This window comes from Streptococcus criceti HS-6 (assembly GCF_000187975.2).
GTDB lineage: Bacteria > Bacillota > Bacilli > Lactobacillales > Streptococcaceae > Streptococcus > Streptococcus criceti.
The window spans coordinates 236,199-252,146 of record NZ_AEUV02000002.1; the positions used below are offsets into that span (position 1 = coordinate 236,199).

The window sequence follows — 15,948 nt, forward strand, 5'->3', positions numbered from 1 at the left end:
CATCACCTCAGTTAATAAACATCGTCAACAGTATAATGGCCCTCTGGTAATTGATCAATAATTGCTTCCGGTGTTCCACCCTTGGTGTAACCACCTGGAATCCAATCACCTTGATAGGCGCCTGCTTCGTTACCAGATGGCATACGAAGTCCTGTAAAATCATGTGATTCAATTACTTTTGGAGCATCTCCTAAAGAGCCAGGTTCCAAAGTTAGCAGTTCTTCTAATACTCTTGGATTTCCATTTGAAGCTTTAACGGCCTTTTCGTAGACAGATTTAGGCATAACAAATTGTCCATTAGGAGCACCGATTGTGGTTCCATAATTATCCAAGTCTGCACGATATCTCTCACCGCTTACTACTTTCACTATGCCATCTTCAAACATAGAAAGGTGTTGATTAATCTCATCTTGTGAATACACACGGTTGACATCTGGACGTTTACCATTCGGAGTCCCAACAATACCATCTTCAACCTTTTGTGATAAATCAATATGAGGTAATGATTCCATATCCTTCCTGAAATCAGTGACAGTATAATCTTTTGGTTTCTCAACGGCTTCCACCTTAGCTCTGGTTACATCAGAACCCTTGGAACCAGCCACCTCACCAGCTCTGGTCGGTGCTTCCACTTCACTTGGCTTAGCACTCTGTACTTTAGAAGCTTTAGCCCCAGCCACCGCGCCAGCAGCCCCAGCGTCAAGGTCGTGCACCTTGCTTGGTGCCACATCCGGCGCATGACCAGATGTCCCCTCATGCACTGTGGAGATGTGCCCTGATTGACTTGGCAAGTCAATGTCAGCTGGGTTGACGTGAGGACTGTCGATATCCGATAGTTGCTGGCTCCTAACCGGAGAAGCCGTAAAGTCCATGTCGCCTGCCTGAGCTCGGGCCTCTCTGATATTGGCATTGTGATTGTTTACCGCACTAACTCCCAGAGATGCCAAACGTGTCCAGTCCGGATCTTCTCCTTTGACTATCTTATTATACCCCATCTGGGTAATATTGACCCCGTAATCCGCATAGTTCGCGGCATTCGAAACAGCTCGGGCTGTATTGATTTGACTACTGACGGCACTCGTGTCTCCCAAAGCGGCTGCGGCATCATCCGCTTGACTGAAACTCCCAAGATACCGACCGGCACCAAAAGTTGTAACCGCAACAACGGCACTGGCGGCCGCAAATACCTTCTCATCCTCTGACATAACTTGACCTGTCATAAAACTGCCGCCTGTCGTGTAGGCACTGGCGGCATCGGCAACCGCTAAGGTCGTCCCTGCAACTGCCGCTCCTTCTGCCGCTGTCGCAACGACGGCTGGTAATGCCGCTCCTCCAGTACTGGCAATCGCTGCAACCGCTGCAACGGCTAGTAAGGTATAGGTGACCCCTTTAGCAACAAAGTCCAGAGTTTTCTTGTTATCCTCGTACCACTGATTGCTTCGCAACTGTTCATAAACAGTATGCTGCGGGGCGAGACCGTACTCCTTGATGGCCTCTGAATCACTCATGCCTTTGAGCTTCTTGACCTCTTCTTCCGTATAACCATTGGCCTCGGTCAGCTGCTGCCTTAGATTTTTTACTCTGTCTTTATAAACCTCTTGGGTCGCCTTGATCGGACTCTTCTCATTAGAGAGCAGGTCGTTCAAAGTATAGTGCTCTTTCGTGGTATAAGTATAGGTTTCTGTGCTAGATCCTCCATTGATTTGTGGGGTCGTATAGGTACCCGTATGCTCCTTATCATATGTCATCTTATCAGTCTTATACTCATTTTTCCCATCGTTGATCGCACTGGTTTTTGAAAAACTCTTATCCAAACCATGTGTAAACTTTGAGTCAATGCGTTGGACTACTTCATCGTGAATTCTAGCCGCTGCTGATAAAATCGTCTGGACACTTTCATGAGCATTGGTAAAAGTATTCTTAGGCATATCTTTGCCCAAGCTAGCATCACCTACCTGCTTATAAAAGCTGGAGCAGTCATTGTCTTGGACAACCTTGGTAACCGCGTCAATTTTGTCTAGCAAGCGTGTTATCTCGCTCTCACTTGTGCTGCTGGTATTGCTCCCATAATTATTATACATAACTGAATAGCTTCCAGAAGTGCCTGAACCTCCCGAGGAGCGTGAAAAGTCATCTTTATTCGTATAGTACTTAGTCATGACTGCCCTCCCTTATCGTTCAAGGCTTTTTCCACAGCAGTAACGGCTTCTTCTGGATGTTTCCGAATATAATCTTTATCTGCCGCCGAAGTGTTAGGATCATTGAGCATGAGATTCGCAACCTCAGTCGCCAAGACTCTGTCCTCGTTCACAAACTTTGCCATGGTATCCATTGCAAATTGGTGCAGCACTTCCGCTAACGTCTGCATTTCTCCAGCACGAGTTTGGTAAATGACAAAGCTATTTTTATCTAGAATATACTTGTGAGCTATCCCTTCGGAAGTTGTATTCGGCAAGGACTTAGCGATATTTGCCATCGACTGACTGATTGTAGTGGCATTGCTAACAACATTCCCTAATGCAACAATCATAGCCTCATGATCATTCAAATTGATTTTGATTGTTTTTGTTGCCATCCCTTTCTTTCCTTTCTAAATCTCCACTTTCATCTGTTCAATGAGATGATGCTTTAGCTCATCAGGAGCCAATGAACGAATTTTTTGTTCCATCAAATTATACTCAATCAAACCACTTTGCTCTGTTTTTACAAACAAATTATCCTTAATGATTCTTCCCAATTGCTCTGATTTGATCCTAATTGCCGATCTATCTCCATAATAAACCATAAATCTCATATAGGAATAGACTGACCACACTGATTTTAAATAATTTTTTTCGAAGTCATCAATATCTTTCAAAGCATCATGTTCTCCTATTAGGATACTTAAGAAGATAAAAGTTGTTGTGTAGTCTACTATATAAGCATTAGCACCTACCTTAGTAATCACTACACACATACGGTTATACTCATCAACCTGAGGCGCACAATAAAAGTTTTCATCAACTTGGATATGATAAGTGACCTTACAGTACTCTGATAAATAAAAGCCAAGATTTACAAAATCTTCTGTGGGTTCACTCCCTTTTAGAAGTCCCACCTCTTGCAAATCTTTATAGCCTTGTTTCAGGACCCTAGTCAATGATTCCTTGCGTGTCTCCTCTTCTTGAGCTTCTAAAGGAAGAAATGGGATATCTCGTGAATCATCATTCATAAGCATCAAGGTATAGAGTGCTTCTTTTGTTACTGGTTTTTCCATCATGCGTTGTCAATCTCCTTTAAAACTTTGGCACTAGGAATATCATCAATTAAAGTATTCAAACCATCAACTGTCTCTTGCAGAGCGTTAACTGCATCTTTAAAATCATCATGATACTTGTCCAGAAATGTCATTAAGTCGGAATAGGTATCCTTAGCTTCACCTTTCCAAGAAACATCATAACTTTTCACTTGTTTAACGAAACCAGCCATATCATTTAGAGCCCCTAAGGCAGACTTAATTTGGCTTTTAATAGAAGAAATACCACTATCGTCATAAGTTATTGTATCCTCCGAACTGCTCCACATTCCAGCTTCAGAATTGATATTGCTATCCATTATATCACTCATTACGGTCTCCTTATATACAGTTCTTACCAAAAATCATAAAAACGAATTCGATCGCCATCGAACATACCATGATCTTTATTATAGGCATCAGCATCAGCATGCATTTGGGAATCTAAGCTGTCAATCTCATCGCTTAAATCCTTATACATTTGTTTAAAGGCTTTATTTGAATCTCTTACAAAATCACGATAGTTTTTTAAGACTTTACGCTTTTCACTCATTTTACTGCGAAAATTTGCAAGATAGGATTGGTAACCTGCGTTGCCATCAATTTTATCTATATAGTCGTGAAGCTTATCTATAAGATCATTAATTTGAGTTAGGCTATTTTCTGAATCTAAACCATGATTAGATATGCTATCTCGGACTTTTTCGTATTTTTGCTTTTTTGCCTTTTTGGCAAAAAAGTCTTTTTTAAACTCTCGTCTGCCATCACTAACCTCCTTGTTTTGACGAACTCTATGGAATATTTAAGCTTGTCCTTCACCTTATCTAAATTGGACTTATCGGTATTACTGCTTCTTGATTTAGGGACATCGCTTTTTGTTTATGATTATACTGAGTAAGCTTTGGTGCTGCATCAAAATTGTTAAAATTGAAAAAGACAATGATAATCAACAGCTACACCCTAGTCCTAAGAAGTCTTGAGCTATACCTTTATTGGAATAAGGCGTATGTCCTTACTCCATTCTTTTCGCCAACGCGAATTTGTGTTTTTTCTTTAGGGGATAGCTAACTCGAAAAAAATTTATCTCAATAAAATCCTATCAAGCTAGTACCGTTGAGGAGATAAATTACTAATACTAGAAAATATAGCATCGAACGGTTAAAGACTTATTCTAGAAAGAAAGTTTTAGAAAGTATTTTTATCTAAAGGAGTTTTAACTATCCTTTTCAAAATTTTCTACTGTCTTTTTTTGAATTATCATTGTCTAAATTTGTAAGAAAACTCTCCTTATTTTTGCAATATCACGTTTGGATTATTTTTAAGGAGGAGTTTTTAGTTACTGCTTTTAAAGTTTTCATTAATCATTCATTAAGATGTTTACTTCCCTTAGGGATATCATTGCTTGGATTATATTGCTTATATTGTTTGTATTGCTTTTCAGGATCAAGCTTTGTATTTGGACGATAGTAGCTAGAAAATACCGCAAACACAAAACCTGCCAATATTACTGTAATTATTAAGGCAATCATCTGATCACCTGTATTCAGATGAACTTTTCCTTTCACCGCTTTACGCCACCCTGGATAGTTTTTATCAACTTGACTAAATAATCTAGCTTTAGGTGTAATTCTAAATCCTAAATATGCAAATAAAATAGGTGTGCTAAACATCATATACTTATTACTATAGGCACTTGAAACTTGATTAACTTCCATCACAATCATCAGAATAATGGATAAGACGACTACTAACCCGAAGCCAATACTTTCCCAGTGAGATTTTTGACGCTGTAATTCAAGGTCTAAGAGATAGGCCTGATTATCCTTCGTCAATGTTTTGAATACAATTTGTTTTTGCGATGCTTCTTTTTTTTCTTTATTCATAGCTATCTCCTTATCTGGTTATCTTAATCAGAGTCTGTTCATCCTGATGATGGTAATATACTTGATCGCTGTCCATAAAGCCTTCAGAACGACTGTTAGATTTCTTATAGAAGCTCTGTGAGCCCATCTTCATGGCGATGAGGGCATCTCCAGCTTGTTGCTCAAGATAATTTTTAATGACGCTTGAACGGTTGACAAATGAAAGATTCGTCGCATAGATTAAGTGAACACCAACCTTAATACCCTCTTCATACATGAGGGCAAAGTCGTTGTCATCTAGATTGGTAATAGATAGCAACTGAGCTAAATCTGTAATGAACACAAACCTATCCTGATAATATTTATTTTGACGATCCCTAATAATGGTATCCTTCAAGTTATTAAAGGCTTGTCTAAATGACTCGATCTCATTATGATGATGGTATGCTTGCCAATCATAGTCATCTAAATCAACATCAAAGACATCAGCTGTGTCAAAACAGATCAACTCATCTCGACTTGGTCTTGCTTTAACCATTTGATAGAGATGCTCAAAAATCAGACGTCGTACCGTTTGTTTCTCCCAAAGAATGTGAAGATGATAGATTTGGCCTTTCTGTATCGAAACTGTTGAAACATCTTCATATTCAAGACCAAGTGGTAACCCTCCTACTTGAAGGATCGTCTTGGTTTGGTTTCGATTAATAAAGTCTGGGACTCTCAATACTTCTGGTACAATCGGAACAGCTGTCGGGCGTTTGCCTGTCCAATAGTCATCTAAGGTATCAACTTCATCACGTAAGTTATTCAAGACAGCCATATCATCTTCGCCAAAAACCGGCAAAGCCACCTGCATGATTTCAGGATTATCCACTTTAACGAGTCCTCGACCGGGAATATCTTCCATAATCAACTGGTGTTTACCAATAAGACCTTTAGTCTCGCTGTCGTCAGTCATTTTTAGGGCTAAGCGACTTTTTATGCTAGCTAAGATAGCATTTTGAACACTGGACGAACGCCCAGTTGTCATGAGAACAAATAAGCCAAGACCAGCCCCCTCACGGGCAAGATTTGTTAAGAAATGCGAGAACAGATCCGATGCTACTGTTTCTCTAATGCCTTCGTAGTTATCGATAACCACAAAAATCCTTGGCAAATGGTCTTTTGTTTCATATTCGTAAGCTGAAAGGGTGGAGACTAATTCTCTAGCAAAAAGAGATTTCCGCCGTTTGATTTCCTTATTGATCCGTTCAATGAATTTCTGAATTTTTGAAATATTATCCGTGTAAATAATATCTGCAGAATGTGGCAATTTTAGCAGAGGCAGTAAGCCATTTGTCCCAAAGTCTAAAAGATAGATATGGAGATCCTCGGGACTGTTACGCCGCACAAGATCCATGACAACCGTCTGCAGGAAAGTGGTCTTTCCCATTGCTGGTCCAGAGAATAGGACCAAATGTCCCTGTTCCTCAAAATCATAGGTTGCAGATATTTGTTTTTGTCCACTTGGAATATCAATGGTTCCGTATGTTACTTTGTAATTAGCTGGCAAATCCCAATTTTTCTGAGCAAGAGAAACCTCGGAAAGATAAATCCGCTCTTTCAAGGGGGGGAGCCAAGGCTGAGCCAGCTGGGCAATTTTCTTATCTTTGGTTACCTGCTGGATATACTGGACCACGACGTCTAACTCTGTAGGGACTTCACGAATGTCCGTTACTTCATCAAGCCCTGACAGATCTGGATTGAGTGCCTCATACTGTCCTAACTCATTAATCGCGAAAATCGTATTATCTTCTATGCCTTGGTCGCCTTTATCAGACTGGTAATCCGCCCCTGACCATGCACTTTGGAAAAGTTCATAGACTTCATTATTCCCAACCTGCAGATATGCCCGTCCCGCTTGGTTAATCTTGGCGGCATCCGGTGTGTGTAACATCTCTTGTGAGTCAGCCTTATCCGCCACCTTAAGAGCGATCCGGAAGTTAGAGTTGGACCATATCTGATCATCAACCACTCCAGAGGGCTTCTGTGTGGCTAAGATGAGATTAACGCCCAAGGAGCGCCCGATCCGAGCAGTCGACACCAGCTGTGTAATAAAGTCTGGCTGCTCGTTCTTCAGTTCCGCAAACTCATCGCTGATGATAATCAGATGAGGCAGGGGTTCTGACACTTCTCCTTGCTTGTACTTTTTCTGATAGGCATGGATATGGTTGACCCCTGCTTCATTAAAGAGGCGCTGGCGACGCTCATTCTCAGCCCTAATAGACGCTAAAGCCCGCATGGACTGGTTGCCATCCAAGTTAGTAATGGTCCCTAACACATGGGGCAGGTCTTTAAAGAGATTGGCCATGCCTCCACCCTTATAATCAATCAAGAGGAAGGCCACATCATGCGGATGGAAATTGACGGCCAAACTTAAAATGTAGGACTGAATCAACTCTGATTTCCCAGAACCAGTCGTCCCTGCAATCAAACCGTGGGGACCGTGCGCCCGCTCATGCAAATCCAGCTTAACATAATCCTCAGATCCGCGCAAACCCAGATAAACCGCCATAGACTGGTGAGGAGAGTGAGACTGCCAGCGTTCAAAAATCTTCAGCTCTTCAACTTTATCGACTTGATACATCTCAAGAAAAGTTACAGCTTCTGGAATAGCTGATTTTAGTGTTTTGAGGTGGTTTAGAGGAGCTAATCGGCGGCTTATCCGCTCCTTATCATAACCTTTTGGAAAATGGTCTAGAGCGAACTCATGATTTTTGAGTTCTCCTTTTTCCATGACCAACTCACCGGTGGCTTGATCTTTCAGCTTGATGACCGTCTTGACATTCTCAGATAGAGAGCGCATGACATCCTTCACAAAGACGAGACTGCAACCCAAATCTGTCGGATCTCCGGCGAAGAATTCCATGATAACATGGTCCGTAATCAGGGTATCATCTGTCACCAGCACCACATAGTGGGGCAGGTGGATTAGCTGTTGATTTCGACCAGCCTCTTTTTGTTGGAGCTGCCGCTGTCTCAAGGTCTCCATCAGTCGGTTGAGGATCTGATCACGGGTTCGCTCATTGTAGATAAAGCCACGGACGTTAACGTCCTGCAGAGTAGCATGAGGCAGCCAGCGCATCCACTGCCATTGGTCTTTTTCGGACTCAGGCATGATAGTGATAAACTGCAGATCATGATAGGACTGAAAGACGGCCAACTGGTGAACAAGGAGCTGGAGTTGCTCCAGTACTAGCGAACGTTCTCCAACATAGCCAACTGGACCTCCCTTAAGATTGGCCAAAACCGGCATATCATCTAGTTTTTTATGAGACTTATAGAGCTCAAACCCTTCCACTTCCAAAGGATCTTTAACACCAGAGCGCTCCTTTTGAGAATACTCTAGTTGATAGCTAGTTGGCACCTCCCCTAACCCCAAACGGTAGTAAAGAAAGTCAAAATCTTGGGAGGTCTTTTCATAAATACGGTGGGAGTAATCTTGAGTCAACTGGTCAAGTTGAGCCAGAGCAGGATAATGATAAAACTGGCCGAAACGCTGTTCCTGTGCCAACTCTGTTAGTTGAATAGACTTATCTGAGAGATAAGCATGGTAGGCCGAAATCCGATCGGCCAAGCTCTGCTTATACTCCCGCTTGTTACGAAAGTAGTTCTGAATAGAGAAGATCGCTGTTACGATACTCATAGCCACTGACATGAGGATGTAAAGCCCTCGCGGCTGAAAGACTGTAATCAGGATGACCACACCGATCATGACCAGAGGCGGAACCAACATTCTGAGCAATTCATTACGAGGTTTATTGGGTTCTTGCGGCGGTGCATTGACCGTCATCCTGTCTTCATTGGAGCGGTAGACCAAACGCGGCGAGCGGTGGTAGTCCGGATAGCCTTCATAGTAATGGTAAGCTGAAACAGCTACCTCAAGTAAGGTCACATTTTTAACATCACCTGACACCCAGATTTCCTTGGGAAAGACCTTGAGCAGGCTGTTACCAAAGGCCACCTCTGCCCCAAAGGGAAGCTTTTGGTTTTGGCTAGTGAGATGATTATTAAGATAGACGGGCGCTCCGAGATTTTGAAGCTGCCAGCTGCCTTCCTCAGCCTTGGTTAGTAGCAGGCTAATAGCCTGACTTCCCGACAGAAGATCGCTCCCAGCTAGGGTGCCAACAACTACACGGGATAGGCCATCGATGCTGTAACAACGCTGATTATCAGGCTTGGGATAAACAGCAAAATCCCCTATGCGAACGGCTGTGCCGAGGGGAGCTTCTTTTTCCTTAGTTTGATAGATCAAACCATCATCAGTTTGCGAGATGCTGAGGTGATCATCGAGACGCAGGGCGCCTTTTTTAGGGACCATCAAGATCTGACGGTAGGTATCACGAAGTACAATGATATCCATAGTCTTTTTAACTTTCCTTTTCTTTTCATAGGATAGAAGGGGACAAGCTTTTAGCCTGCCTTCCCTTACCATTATTTTTGCTTAAATCTACTTCTCTGACGCAGAGCCAGAGCTAGCTGACGTGGTAGCAGTACCATCATCATCCTTTCCAGATAGAGCATCTTTACGATCTTCCCAGTACTGATCGTATTCAGACTGCAGGCGAGAGAGCTTTTCATCGCGTTTTTTACCAGACAGATGGCTGTCCTTACGAGTTGCCGTAATCTGCTCAGCTAGGGCGTAGAGGATTAAATCCACATCATCCAAACGCTTAGCTGTATCAACGGCATCACCGTGATCGCCGCGGCCAATTTGAATCCAATAGTCCAAGTAGAGTTCATCTGATTTGAGGGTGATATTATTCATGACGACCTCACGCTGGTCAGCATTAAAATCCAACCCTTGGATGTAGGCATAGGCCAGTTCATATTTCTGCGTATAAGGAATCTTGTCCAGCTTGACCCGCTCCATATCATCAATTAAGCCGGTATAGTCTTCCTTGAGAAAAGATTTATCGGCTTGCAGCATCTTAGCCTGGAAAGGGCTTTGGAAAAAGACCAGATAGACTAGAGGGACACTGAGCAGGACGGCAAGAGCTGCCAGCCATATCGTCGTGTACTTATAAACAGCAAAGCGGCGCTTAGAGACCAAGCTTTGTGTTTTAGCTTCCTCAGCGACCTTCTCCTGATAAAGGGTGTGCAGATACGCTTCTAAATCTGGTAAGGTCTGAGCAGCGCGGACAGACTCCAAAAAGGCTGGTAGTTTGAGTACTTCCAAGCTACCATCGTAAAGGCCGGAGAACTCTTCTCTGGTAAAAAGGCTGACGATAAGAGCCTTAGCCTGCCTCAAAAAGTCCTCAGGTGTGAAGCTCACCGGCACCATAACGCCCAAAAGACTGCGATAAGCTAATTTTAAGGTTAAATCTTTGGTAATAAAGAGATTAGCAGGATGGAGAATCAAGCCGAAAGGATAGCTGGTCACCTGATTGAGCTCAAGGATATTAAGCGAAAAACGCAGCTGCTCTGACATGGGTAACGTTTGAATCTCTCCAAAGGTACGTCCTAAGGTTGGTACTGCATAAGTCAGGGTCACCACTTCCTCATCAACCTGATAAGTTTGCGGCAGCAGCTGGGGAGCTGGGGGCGCTAAAAGATCCAGCTGATCCGAGTTAGCCAGATTGATTATAGAGCGCCTGAGCGTCAACTGCCAAGTACTCTGTTCTTTAATAAGTGTAAACTCTTGTCCTAAAAAGTGAAATTGCTCTTCCATGCTTTAAAGCTCCTCTAAACGCAGATAATCTCCAGTGGTAATCGGATAATCAGACAGATAAGCGGCTTCCGATAAAACTAAACCTTTATTGACCACCAAAAGCTGGGGGGAGGTGATCATTTTCGGCAATTGGTAAATCTGTCTTAATTCTTCATATAATTGTCTAACCGTTAGGCGGCAAGGGATTCTGAGGTCCACTTGTCGCTTGCCTAAATCAATCGTCACGTTAATCACCTGCATGTGTTTGTTCCTCTTCTTGTCTAGTATGGCGGGCCACAAACCAGCTTATGGTTCCTGCCGCTCCTAGGGTCACTAACATGACCCCACTATACAATAGGACCGCTGTTATGTTCCAGCGGTCTTCATCTTGTCCGGCCTTAATATCCAGCGTATGGGTAACACTAGCCTGAAAGAGCGGTGTCTGATTCTGTTTGCGGCTGGTTCTCACTGCTTTTGTTGTTTGAAAGAGCTGGCGCTGCTGACCAGAGAGGGCTGCCTTGCCATCTTTACGCTCATCCAGCTTCTGTGTTTCCTCTGGATTGAAGAGTTTCCTGACCTGCTTGGACTGCTGCCCTAGGGTCTCATTTTGATCCTGCGCCACCCGATTGGTCTGAAACTGCAAACGGTTATCTTTTACCGTTACCCCTGAAACTCTCAGTGAAAATAGGAAACTGCCCGAGATAAGAGCCACTGCTAAATATCGTTTGAAGCGGCACTGCTTTAATACCGTTTGAACTAGCAACCGCATTTTCACTAAAGCAAGCATCACAATCTCCTTACGTCTTTAATCTCTATTTTTTGCTAGGCTTTCTCTGACACCTCTTGAGAGCGTACCTCCCATGGGAAGCGTACCAGCATATTTAAGGCAATGACTACCACAACGGCTAAAAGCAGGAGGACAATTAATTTGCTGTCAGCCGTGATATGGTCAACATAGGTCGCCAAGGTCTTCTCCATCAGTGATAGGAAGTTCCAGTGTTTGAGTTGACGCATCCAGCCAGTCAAACCAACACTGGCACCAAGCGCATTAGAGAAGTATACAAAGCTGACTAAGTTGTAGAGCACTAAGCCCATTCCCAGTGAGCGCAGGTGCTTGAGTACAAAATACTGACCGTGCAGCAGTACCAAGCTAAAGAGCACAAAGATTAGAATCCAAGAAGGCACCAGATCCCGATCTAAAGCCATAGATCTAGCTGAGGCAATCCCCAGAGCCATCCCTTCAATTAGAGCTAGGGCACTCAAGGTACCGACATTGAGCGGATCTGTATCTGAAAAGAGCCCTTTGGTAAACTGATTCTTCACACGTCCAATAAGATCCTGCGTGGCAAAGAGATAAGCACTAAATAAACTAATAACAGCCAGCAGTAAGATCCAAGTAAAAGGCTTCGCAGTCGTCACACGAGATTTGTAGGAGCTTGAGCGCGAGACAACAGGACTGGATAGAAATTCCAAGAGGGCTTCATTAGGAACCCCGTTATCGTAAGCATTGTCTAAGACATCCTTAAAGGATTTGACAAAATCATTAGTCTCGGATAACTCTTGATTAAACTTCGTCATCAGAACCTTGGCATCCGCAGACAGCTTCTTGCCATCATCTTGGGCTTTTTGCGCTGCCTTATTGAAGGAATCAAAGGTCTTGGAGACAGAGGAAGCTGCCTTAGCGTTGGATTGAGCAGAGGATTTGAGGGCTTGGGATTGTGAGATAAGTTTAGCCAGTTTTTTCGATAGATCGGATGACTTATCCGAACGCTCCTTGGCTGCCTTCTCATCAACCTTGCCTGCACTGCCTGTTTGAAGCTGCTTTAGGAGGTCTAAGGTTGCACTAATATCTGCCTCTACCTGATTATTGGTGGAGATGATTGTTCCTAACTTATCCCTTAAAGTCTGGCGACTTTCTTTCAGGGTTGTCAATGCTTGATCAACTTCTACATCAGACGAGTAAGTATTGAGAGCATTTGAAATCGCAGGTGTTAGCAAACTGACTAAGAGGTCTGTTGTACTTTGATTGAGAAAATCGTCAGTCCCTGACTGGTCAGCACCATTTGGATAGTAGGCTTTAAGCAGGCTGCCCGTATGATTGTAGGCTGCCACTACAGCCTGAGCTGCTTGAGCATAGGCTTCAACCTTTTGGGCATAATCCTTGACATCAATGGTCTTACCTTCTGTTTGATTCACAGAAACGCCGCCTAGTTTGACATTCACTACTCCGCTTTCTTGAGCTTCGCTGTTGGGTTTGATATTGTAGTGGAAGGTGTTGTTCTGGCTGAGATCAACCGTGATCGGGGTGTCTGGACTGACAGGATCAGTTTTGGTACCATCTTCCTTGGTCACATACCAAGAGTCAATAGTCACCTTGTCCTTATCCCAGCTCAAACTAGCTTGAGTCTCGGTCTTGACTTCTGTTGAGGCCTTAACATCTTCAGTATCGTAGTCACGGACAGCCTGGGCGGCAGAAGCCAGATTGGATTTAAGTCCAGCAGCGTCTCCGGTACTGTAGCCATAGTTAGACGCTGATGAATCATCAGTGTACTGATTAATCTGACTGCTGTAATCTGTCTCTGTGACCCCTTTCAGATCACCAGCCACATCGGCCACCTTATCGGCTGGCAGAGCGCTCACTGACTGAGAAACCAAGTTCTTGAGACTGGTTAAACGGGCTTGATAGGTCTCTAAGCTCTGATTTAAGCTAGGATCTTTTGCCAAAAGATCCTTAACTGTCACTTGCTCAAGGGCTTTTCCATAGTATTTTTCTAGTTCTTCCCTGACCACATCTTCAACGGGTTTGGTCTGATCGCTATTATCATTTTTTTCCTTGACCGATCTTAATTGCGTCTCTAGTTTATCCAGTTGGGCGGAAGCTTGTTCTAAAGATTCTTGGTAGTTTTTTTCCTTGTCACTACTGTCATCAGTTTCCCTTTGGCTATCATCGATAGTTCGACGATCATCTCCTTCTGGGTGATTTTTCTCATTATTATTAGCTCGATCAGGGTTCGATGCATCGCCCTCTGCTTCTTCAGACGGTACTGTTCCAAGGAGGCCGGAGACACTGGATCGATCTTTTTCCAAAGCATCGATCATAGCAGACAGCTGGGTGGATAGTTCCTTGGTTCCCATCTGCATTGTACCTTGAGTGTAGTCCTTAGCTGATATCTCTCCTTGGCTGTAGTCAGCGATCAAGCTTGTCAAAGTCGGCATCATATCTGAGGTATCAACCCCATCTTGTTCCGCCTTTTGAGCCGCTTCTGACAAAGCTTTTGAAAGACTCAAAGAAGACTGCAGGCTGCTGTTGGAGAGACCCGTCAGACTCGGAAAGACGTTTTCAAAATTAATAACCGGCTGATAGAGTGTTGCTTGGTAGGTGCCGGCTGTCTTGTGCTGCAATCCAGAAACTGTTTGGGCGTTTTGCTGAGCCGTGTAAAGATTGCCCAGAACAGAAGCCATATACATATTGACCAATCTACTGTTGAGGTCAGAAACAATCTTATCACCAGCTTGTTTAGCCTTTGCTTCTACCCGCTGGCTTCCCTTGGCATTGATTTTATAGGTTACAGTTGCTTTATCAACTAAAACATTGTTAATATCCAGAACCTTGGACGAGAAATTACTAGGGATATAAACTGCTAATTGATAGCGACCTGATTTCAAGCCTGATTCTGCTGTTGAGCGTGTCGTTACTGTCCAATTTTGGCTGTCATCTCGCTCCAGCGTTTTGACATAATCATCACCCAGGTGATATGTCTCCTTTTTATCCGTTACATTTCTGTCTTCATTAATAACGGCGATATTTAGGCGATTAGCTTCAGCTACCGCCTTTTCTCTATGAACCCGCTGCAGCCAGATATTCAATCCTAAAATTCCAAAAAATAAGGCAACAATAAGGACTATATTTCCAACAAGCTTCAGAGCTTTTGGCACTCTTTTTTTCACGACAGTCATTCCTTCTAATTTTTTATTTATTATGTGAGCCAGCAGTTAGTTAAGATTACTGAAAACTACTAGCTTACATAATAAAAGCAGGGAGGGACTGGCCCTTCCTGCTCCCTTCAAACCCTCTATTAGCGTCTAATTTGCGAAGCTATATTACTATCAGTCTCTTCAAGAGTACTAGCAACACCATTCAACTGCGTGTTGATAGATTCAAGCAATTCTGCAAATTGACGAACTTTAGGGGACAATTCGTTGAATTGCGTTTCAAAGGCATCAAAAGCAGTACCATCCCAGTTTTCTGAGATAACAGCTTGTTCATTCGTCAGAGATGTCAAAACATCTTGGACACTTTGTGAACCTTGCGTATACTTCTGAGCTGATGTGCGCAACTCATCCGGCGTCAATTTAATTAATCCAGCCATAAATAAACCCTTCCTTTCTTTAAGATTATATTAACAGTTTATCAAAAAAAATGAGAGAATCAAGTATAAATTAAGTAATCAAATATTACATTTCTGTAACATATCTTTAAAATTAACGACATATTTTTATTCCTAATACAGGTGACTCAGCTCTTAGTTCAAATCGCTTTCTCCGATTCTGATAAAACTGGGCTACGATTTGAAACGTTTTGAACTTCGCACTAAAATGCTCTATGTCAGTCCTTATCGCAGCTATTTCTTTATTCAATTGCTTCTGTTAAACGATAATACTTGAAATTCTTGGTAGGAATAAAAGTGTTCTCATGAAGGTTCAAAATGTTCAAAAGCCCCCAAATAACCGAAATCAACAAAGGCAAGGGAGCCTCTGATAAACTATGACCAATACTCCCTTTAAAGAGGGTAAAATCATGTGTGTCCATCTGCAAAAGCCAGCTGGCAAGCCCGATAGCTCCTTAGATCAAGGAGCACTTGTGTTTTAGGGTGGGGCGTTTCTTTGTACCAAAATGATTTCGGCTTTGGTTTTTTGAGAGATGCTGAATCGGACTTTCGGTCATATCGATAGCGACAAAGGCATTTGGAGCTTCCAGATGAACCAAGTCAAAACCGCCAGAAGCCCGCAGCATGTCCTCTACCCATGTTAGGGTCGCATTAACAGTAGTGACACCAGCCTTAAACTTAAAAAAGGATATATTTGGAAAATAAAAAAGCGCTCTGATTAGTCAGAACACTTTT

12 protein-coding genes and 1 pseudogene are annotated in these 15,948 nt (G+C 43.0%); all 13 read right to left on the reverse strand.

The genetic code is table 11. The features are described from left to right. Nucleotides 1-11 precede the first annotated feature (11 nt). A complete protein-coding gene (locus tag STRCR_RS11300; protein WP_004227660.1) occupies nt 12-2,159 on the reverse strand; it encodes a hypothetical protein in 2,148 nt (715 codons plus the stop codon). Then, nucleotides 2,156-2,575 (reverse strand): hypothetical protein, encoded by a 420-nt coding sequence (locus STRCR_RS01195; RefSeq protein WP_004226315.1) that lies wholly within the window; start codon nt 2,573-2,575, stop codon nt 2,156-2,158. The genes STRCR_RS11300 and STRCR_RS01195 overlap by 4 nt, the downstream gene beginning before the upstream one ends. A gap of 15 nt (nt 2,576-2,590) precedes the next feature. Continuing rightward, on the reverse strand, nt 2,591-3,259 hold the full coding sequence (locus STRCR_RS01200) for a hypothetical protein (protein WP_004229955.1): 669 nt from the start codon (nt 3,257-3,259) through the stop codon (nt 2,591-2,593). Continuing rightward, nucleotides 3,256-3,606, reverse strand: coding sequence for a hypothetical protein (locus tag STRCR_RS01205; RefSeq protein WP_004226373.1), 351 nt, complete (start codon nt 3,604-3,606; stop codon nt 3,256-3,258). Before STRCR_RS01205 ends, STRCR_RS01200 begins: the two co-directional genes overlap by 4 nt. Nucleotides 3,607-3,629: 23 nt before the next feature. Next, on the reverse strand, nt 3,630-3,755 hold the full coding sequence (locus tag STRCR_RS12400; protein WP_268739567.1) for a hypothetical protein: 126 nt from the start codon (nt 3,753-3,755) through the stop codon (nt 3,630-3,632). A gap of 880 nt (nt 3,756-4,635) precedes the next feature. Next, nucleotides 4,636-5,157 (reverse strand): hypothetical protein, encoded by a 522-nt coding sequence (locus STRCR_RS01215; RefSeq protein WP_004229464.1) that lies wholly within the window; start codon nt 5,155-5,157, stop codon nt 4,636-4,638. A 10-nt stretch (nt 5,158-5,167) separates the two neighbouring features. Continuing rightward, entirely contained in the window at nt 5,168-9,538 is a 4,371-nt protein-coding gene (gene essC / locus STRCR_RS01220) for a type VII secretion protein EssC (protein ID WP_040804303.1), read from the reverse strand. Between the two features lie 87 nt (nt 9,539-9,625). Then, nucleotides 9,626-10,846 carry a type VII secretion protein EssB gene (gene essB / locus STRCR_RS01225; RefSeq protein ID WP_004226156.1) on the reverse strand — a complete coding sequence of 407 codons (1,221 nt, stop codon included), beginning with the start codon at nt 10,844-10,846 and terminating at the stop codon, nt 9,626-9,628. Between the two features lie 3 nt (nt 10,847-10,849). Further along, the gene (locus tag STRCR_RS01230; RefSeq protein WP_040804308.1) at nt 10,850-11,086 is read right to left on the reverse strand and encodes an EsaB/YukD family protein; all 237 of its coding nucleotides are present in this window, start codon (nt 11,084-11,086) and stop codon (nt 10,850-10,852) included. Next, complete coding sequence (locus tag STRCR_RS01235; RefSeq protein ID WP_004230113.1) at nt 11,073-11,612, reverse strand: hypothetical protein; 540 nt, start codon at nt 11,610-11,612, stop codon at nt 11,073-11,075. Before STRCR_RS01235 ends, STRCR_RS01230 begins: the two co-directional genes overlap by 14 nt. Nucleotides 11,613-11,647: 35 nt before the next feature. Then, nucleotides 11,648-14,782 carry a type VII secretion protein EsaA gene (gene esaA / locus STRCR_RS01240; RefSeq protein WP_040804312.1) on the reverse strand — a complete coding sequence of 1,045 codons (3,135 nt, stop codon included), beginning with the start codon at nt 14,780-14,782 and terminating at the stop codon, nt 11,648-11,650. Between the two features lie 119 nt (nt 14,783-14,901). Beyond that, nucleotides 14,902-15,195 (reverse strand): WXG100 family type VII secretion target, encoded by a 294-nt coding sequence (locus STRCR_RS01245; RefSeq protein ID WP_004226560.1) that lies wholly within the window; start codon nt 15,193-15,195, stop codon nt 14,902-14,904. A 112-nt stretch (nt 15,196-15,307) separates the two neighbouring features. Beyond that, nucleotides 15,308-15,932, reverse strand: a pseudogene (locus STRCR_RS12245) (transposase); the annotation flags it as partial. Nucleotides 15,933-15,948 lie beyond the last annotated feature (16 nt).

What these genes read in the sequence shown, in the direction of transcription:
- essC (WP_040804303.1), bottom strand. Translation starts at nt 9,538, where the DNA reads ATGGATATCATTGTACTTCGTGATACCTACCGTCAGATCTTGATGGTC.
- essB (WP_004226156.1), bottom strand. Translation starts at nt 10,846, where the DNA reads ATGGAAGAGCAATTTCACTTTTTAGGACAAGAGTTTACACTTATTAAA.
- esaA (WP_040804312.1), bottom strand. Translation starts at nt 14,782, where the DNA reads ATGACTGTCGTGAAAAAAAGAGTGCCAAAAGCTCTGAAGCTTGTTGGA.
- STRCR_RS12400 (WP_268739567.1), bottom strand. Translation starts at nt 3,755, where the DNA reads ATGTATAAGGATTTAAGCGATGAGATTGACAGCTTAGATTCCCAAATG.
- STRCR_RS01205 (WP_004226373.1), bottom strand. Translation starts at nt 3,606, where the DNA reads ATGAGTGATATAATGGATAGCAATATCAATTCTGAAGCTGGAATGTGG.
- STRCR_RS01195 (WP_004226315.1), bottom strand. Translation starts at nt 2,575, where the DNA reads ATGGCAACAAAAACAATCAAAATCAATTTGAATGATCATGAGGCTATG.
- STRCR_RS01200 (WP_004229955.1), bottom strand. Translation starts at nt 3,259, where the DNA reads ATGATGGAAAAACCAGTAACAAAAGAAGCACTCTATACCTTGATGCTT.
- STRCR_RS11300 (WP_004227660.1), bottom strand. Translation starts at nt 2,159, where the DNA reads ATGACTAAGTACTATACGAATAAAGATGACTTTTCACGCTCCTCGGGA.
- STRCR_RS01215 (WP_004229464.1), bottom strand. Translation starts at nt 5,157, where the DNA reads ATGAATAAAGAAAAAAAAGAAGCATCGCAAAAACAAATTGTATTCAAA.
- STRCR_RS01245 (WP_004226560.1), bottom strand. Translation starts at nt 15,195, where the DNA reads ATGGCTGGATTAATTAAATTGACGCCGGATGAGTTGCGCACATCAGCT.
- STRCR_RS01230 (WP_040804308.1), bottom strand. Translation starts at nt 11,086, where the DNA reads ATGCAGGTGATTAACGTGACGATTGATTTAGGCAAGCGACAAGTGGAC.
- STRCR_RS01235 (WP_004230113.1), bottom strand. Translation starts at nt 11,612, where the DNA reads ATGCTTGCTTTAGTGAAAATGCGGTTGCTAGTTCAAACGGTATTAAAG.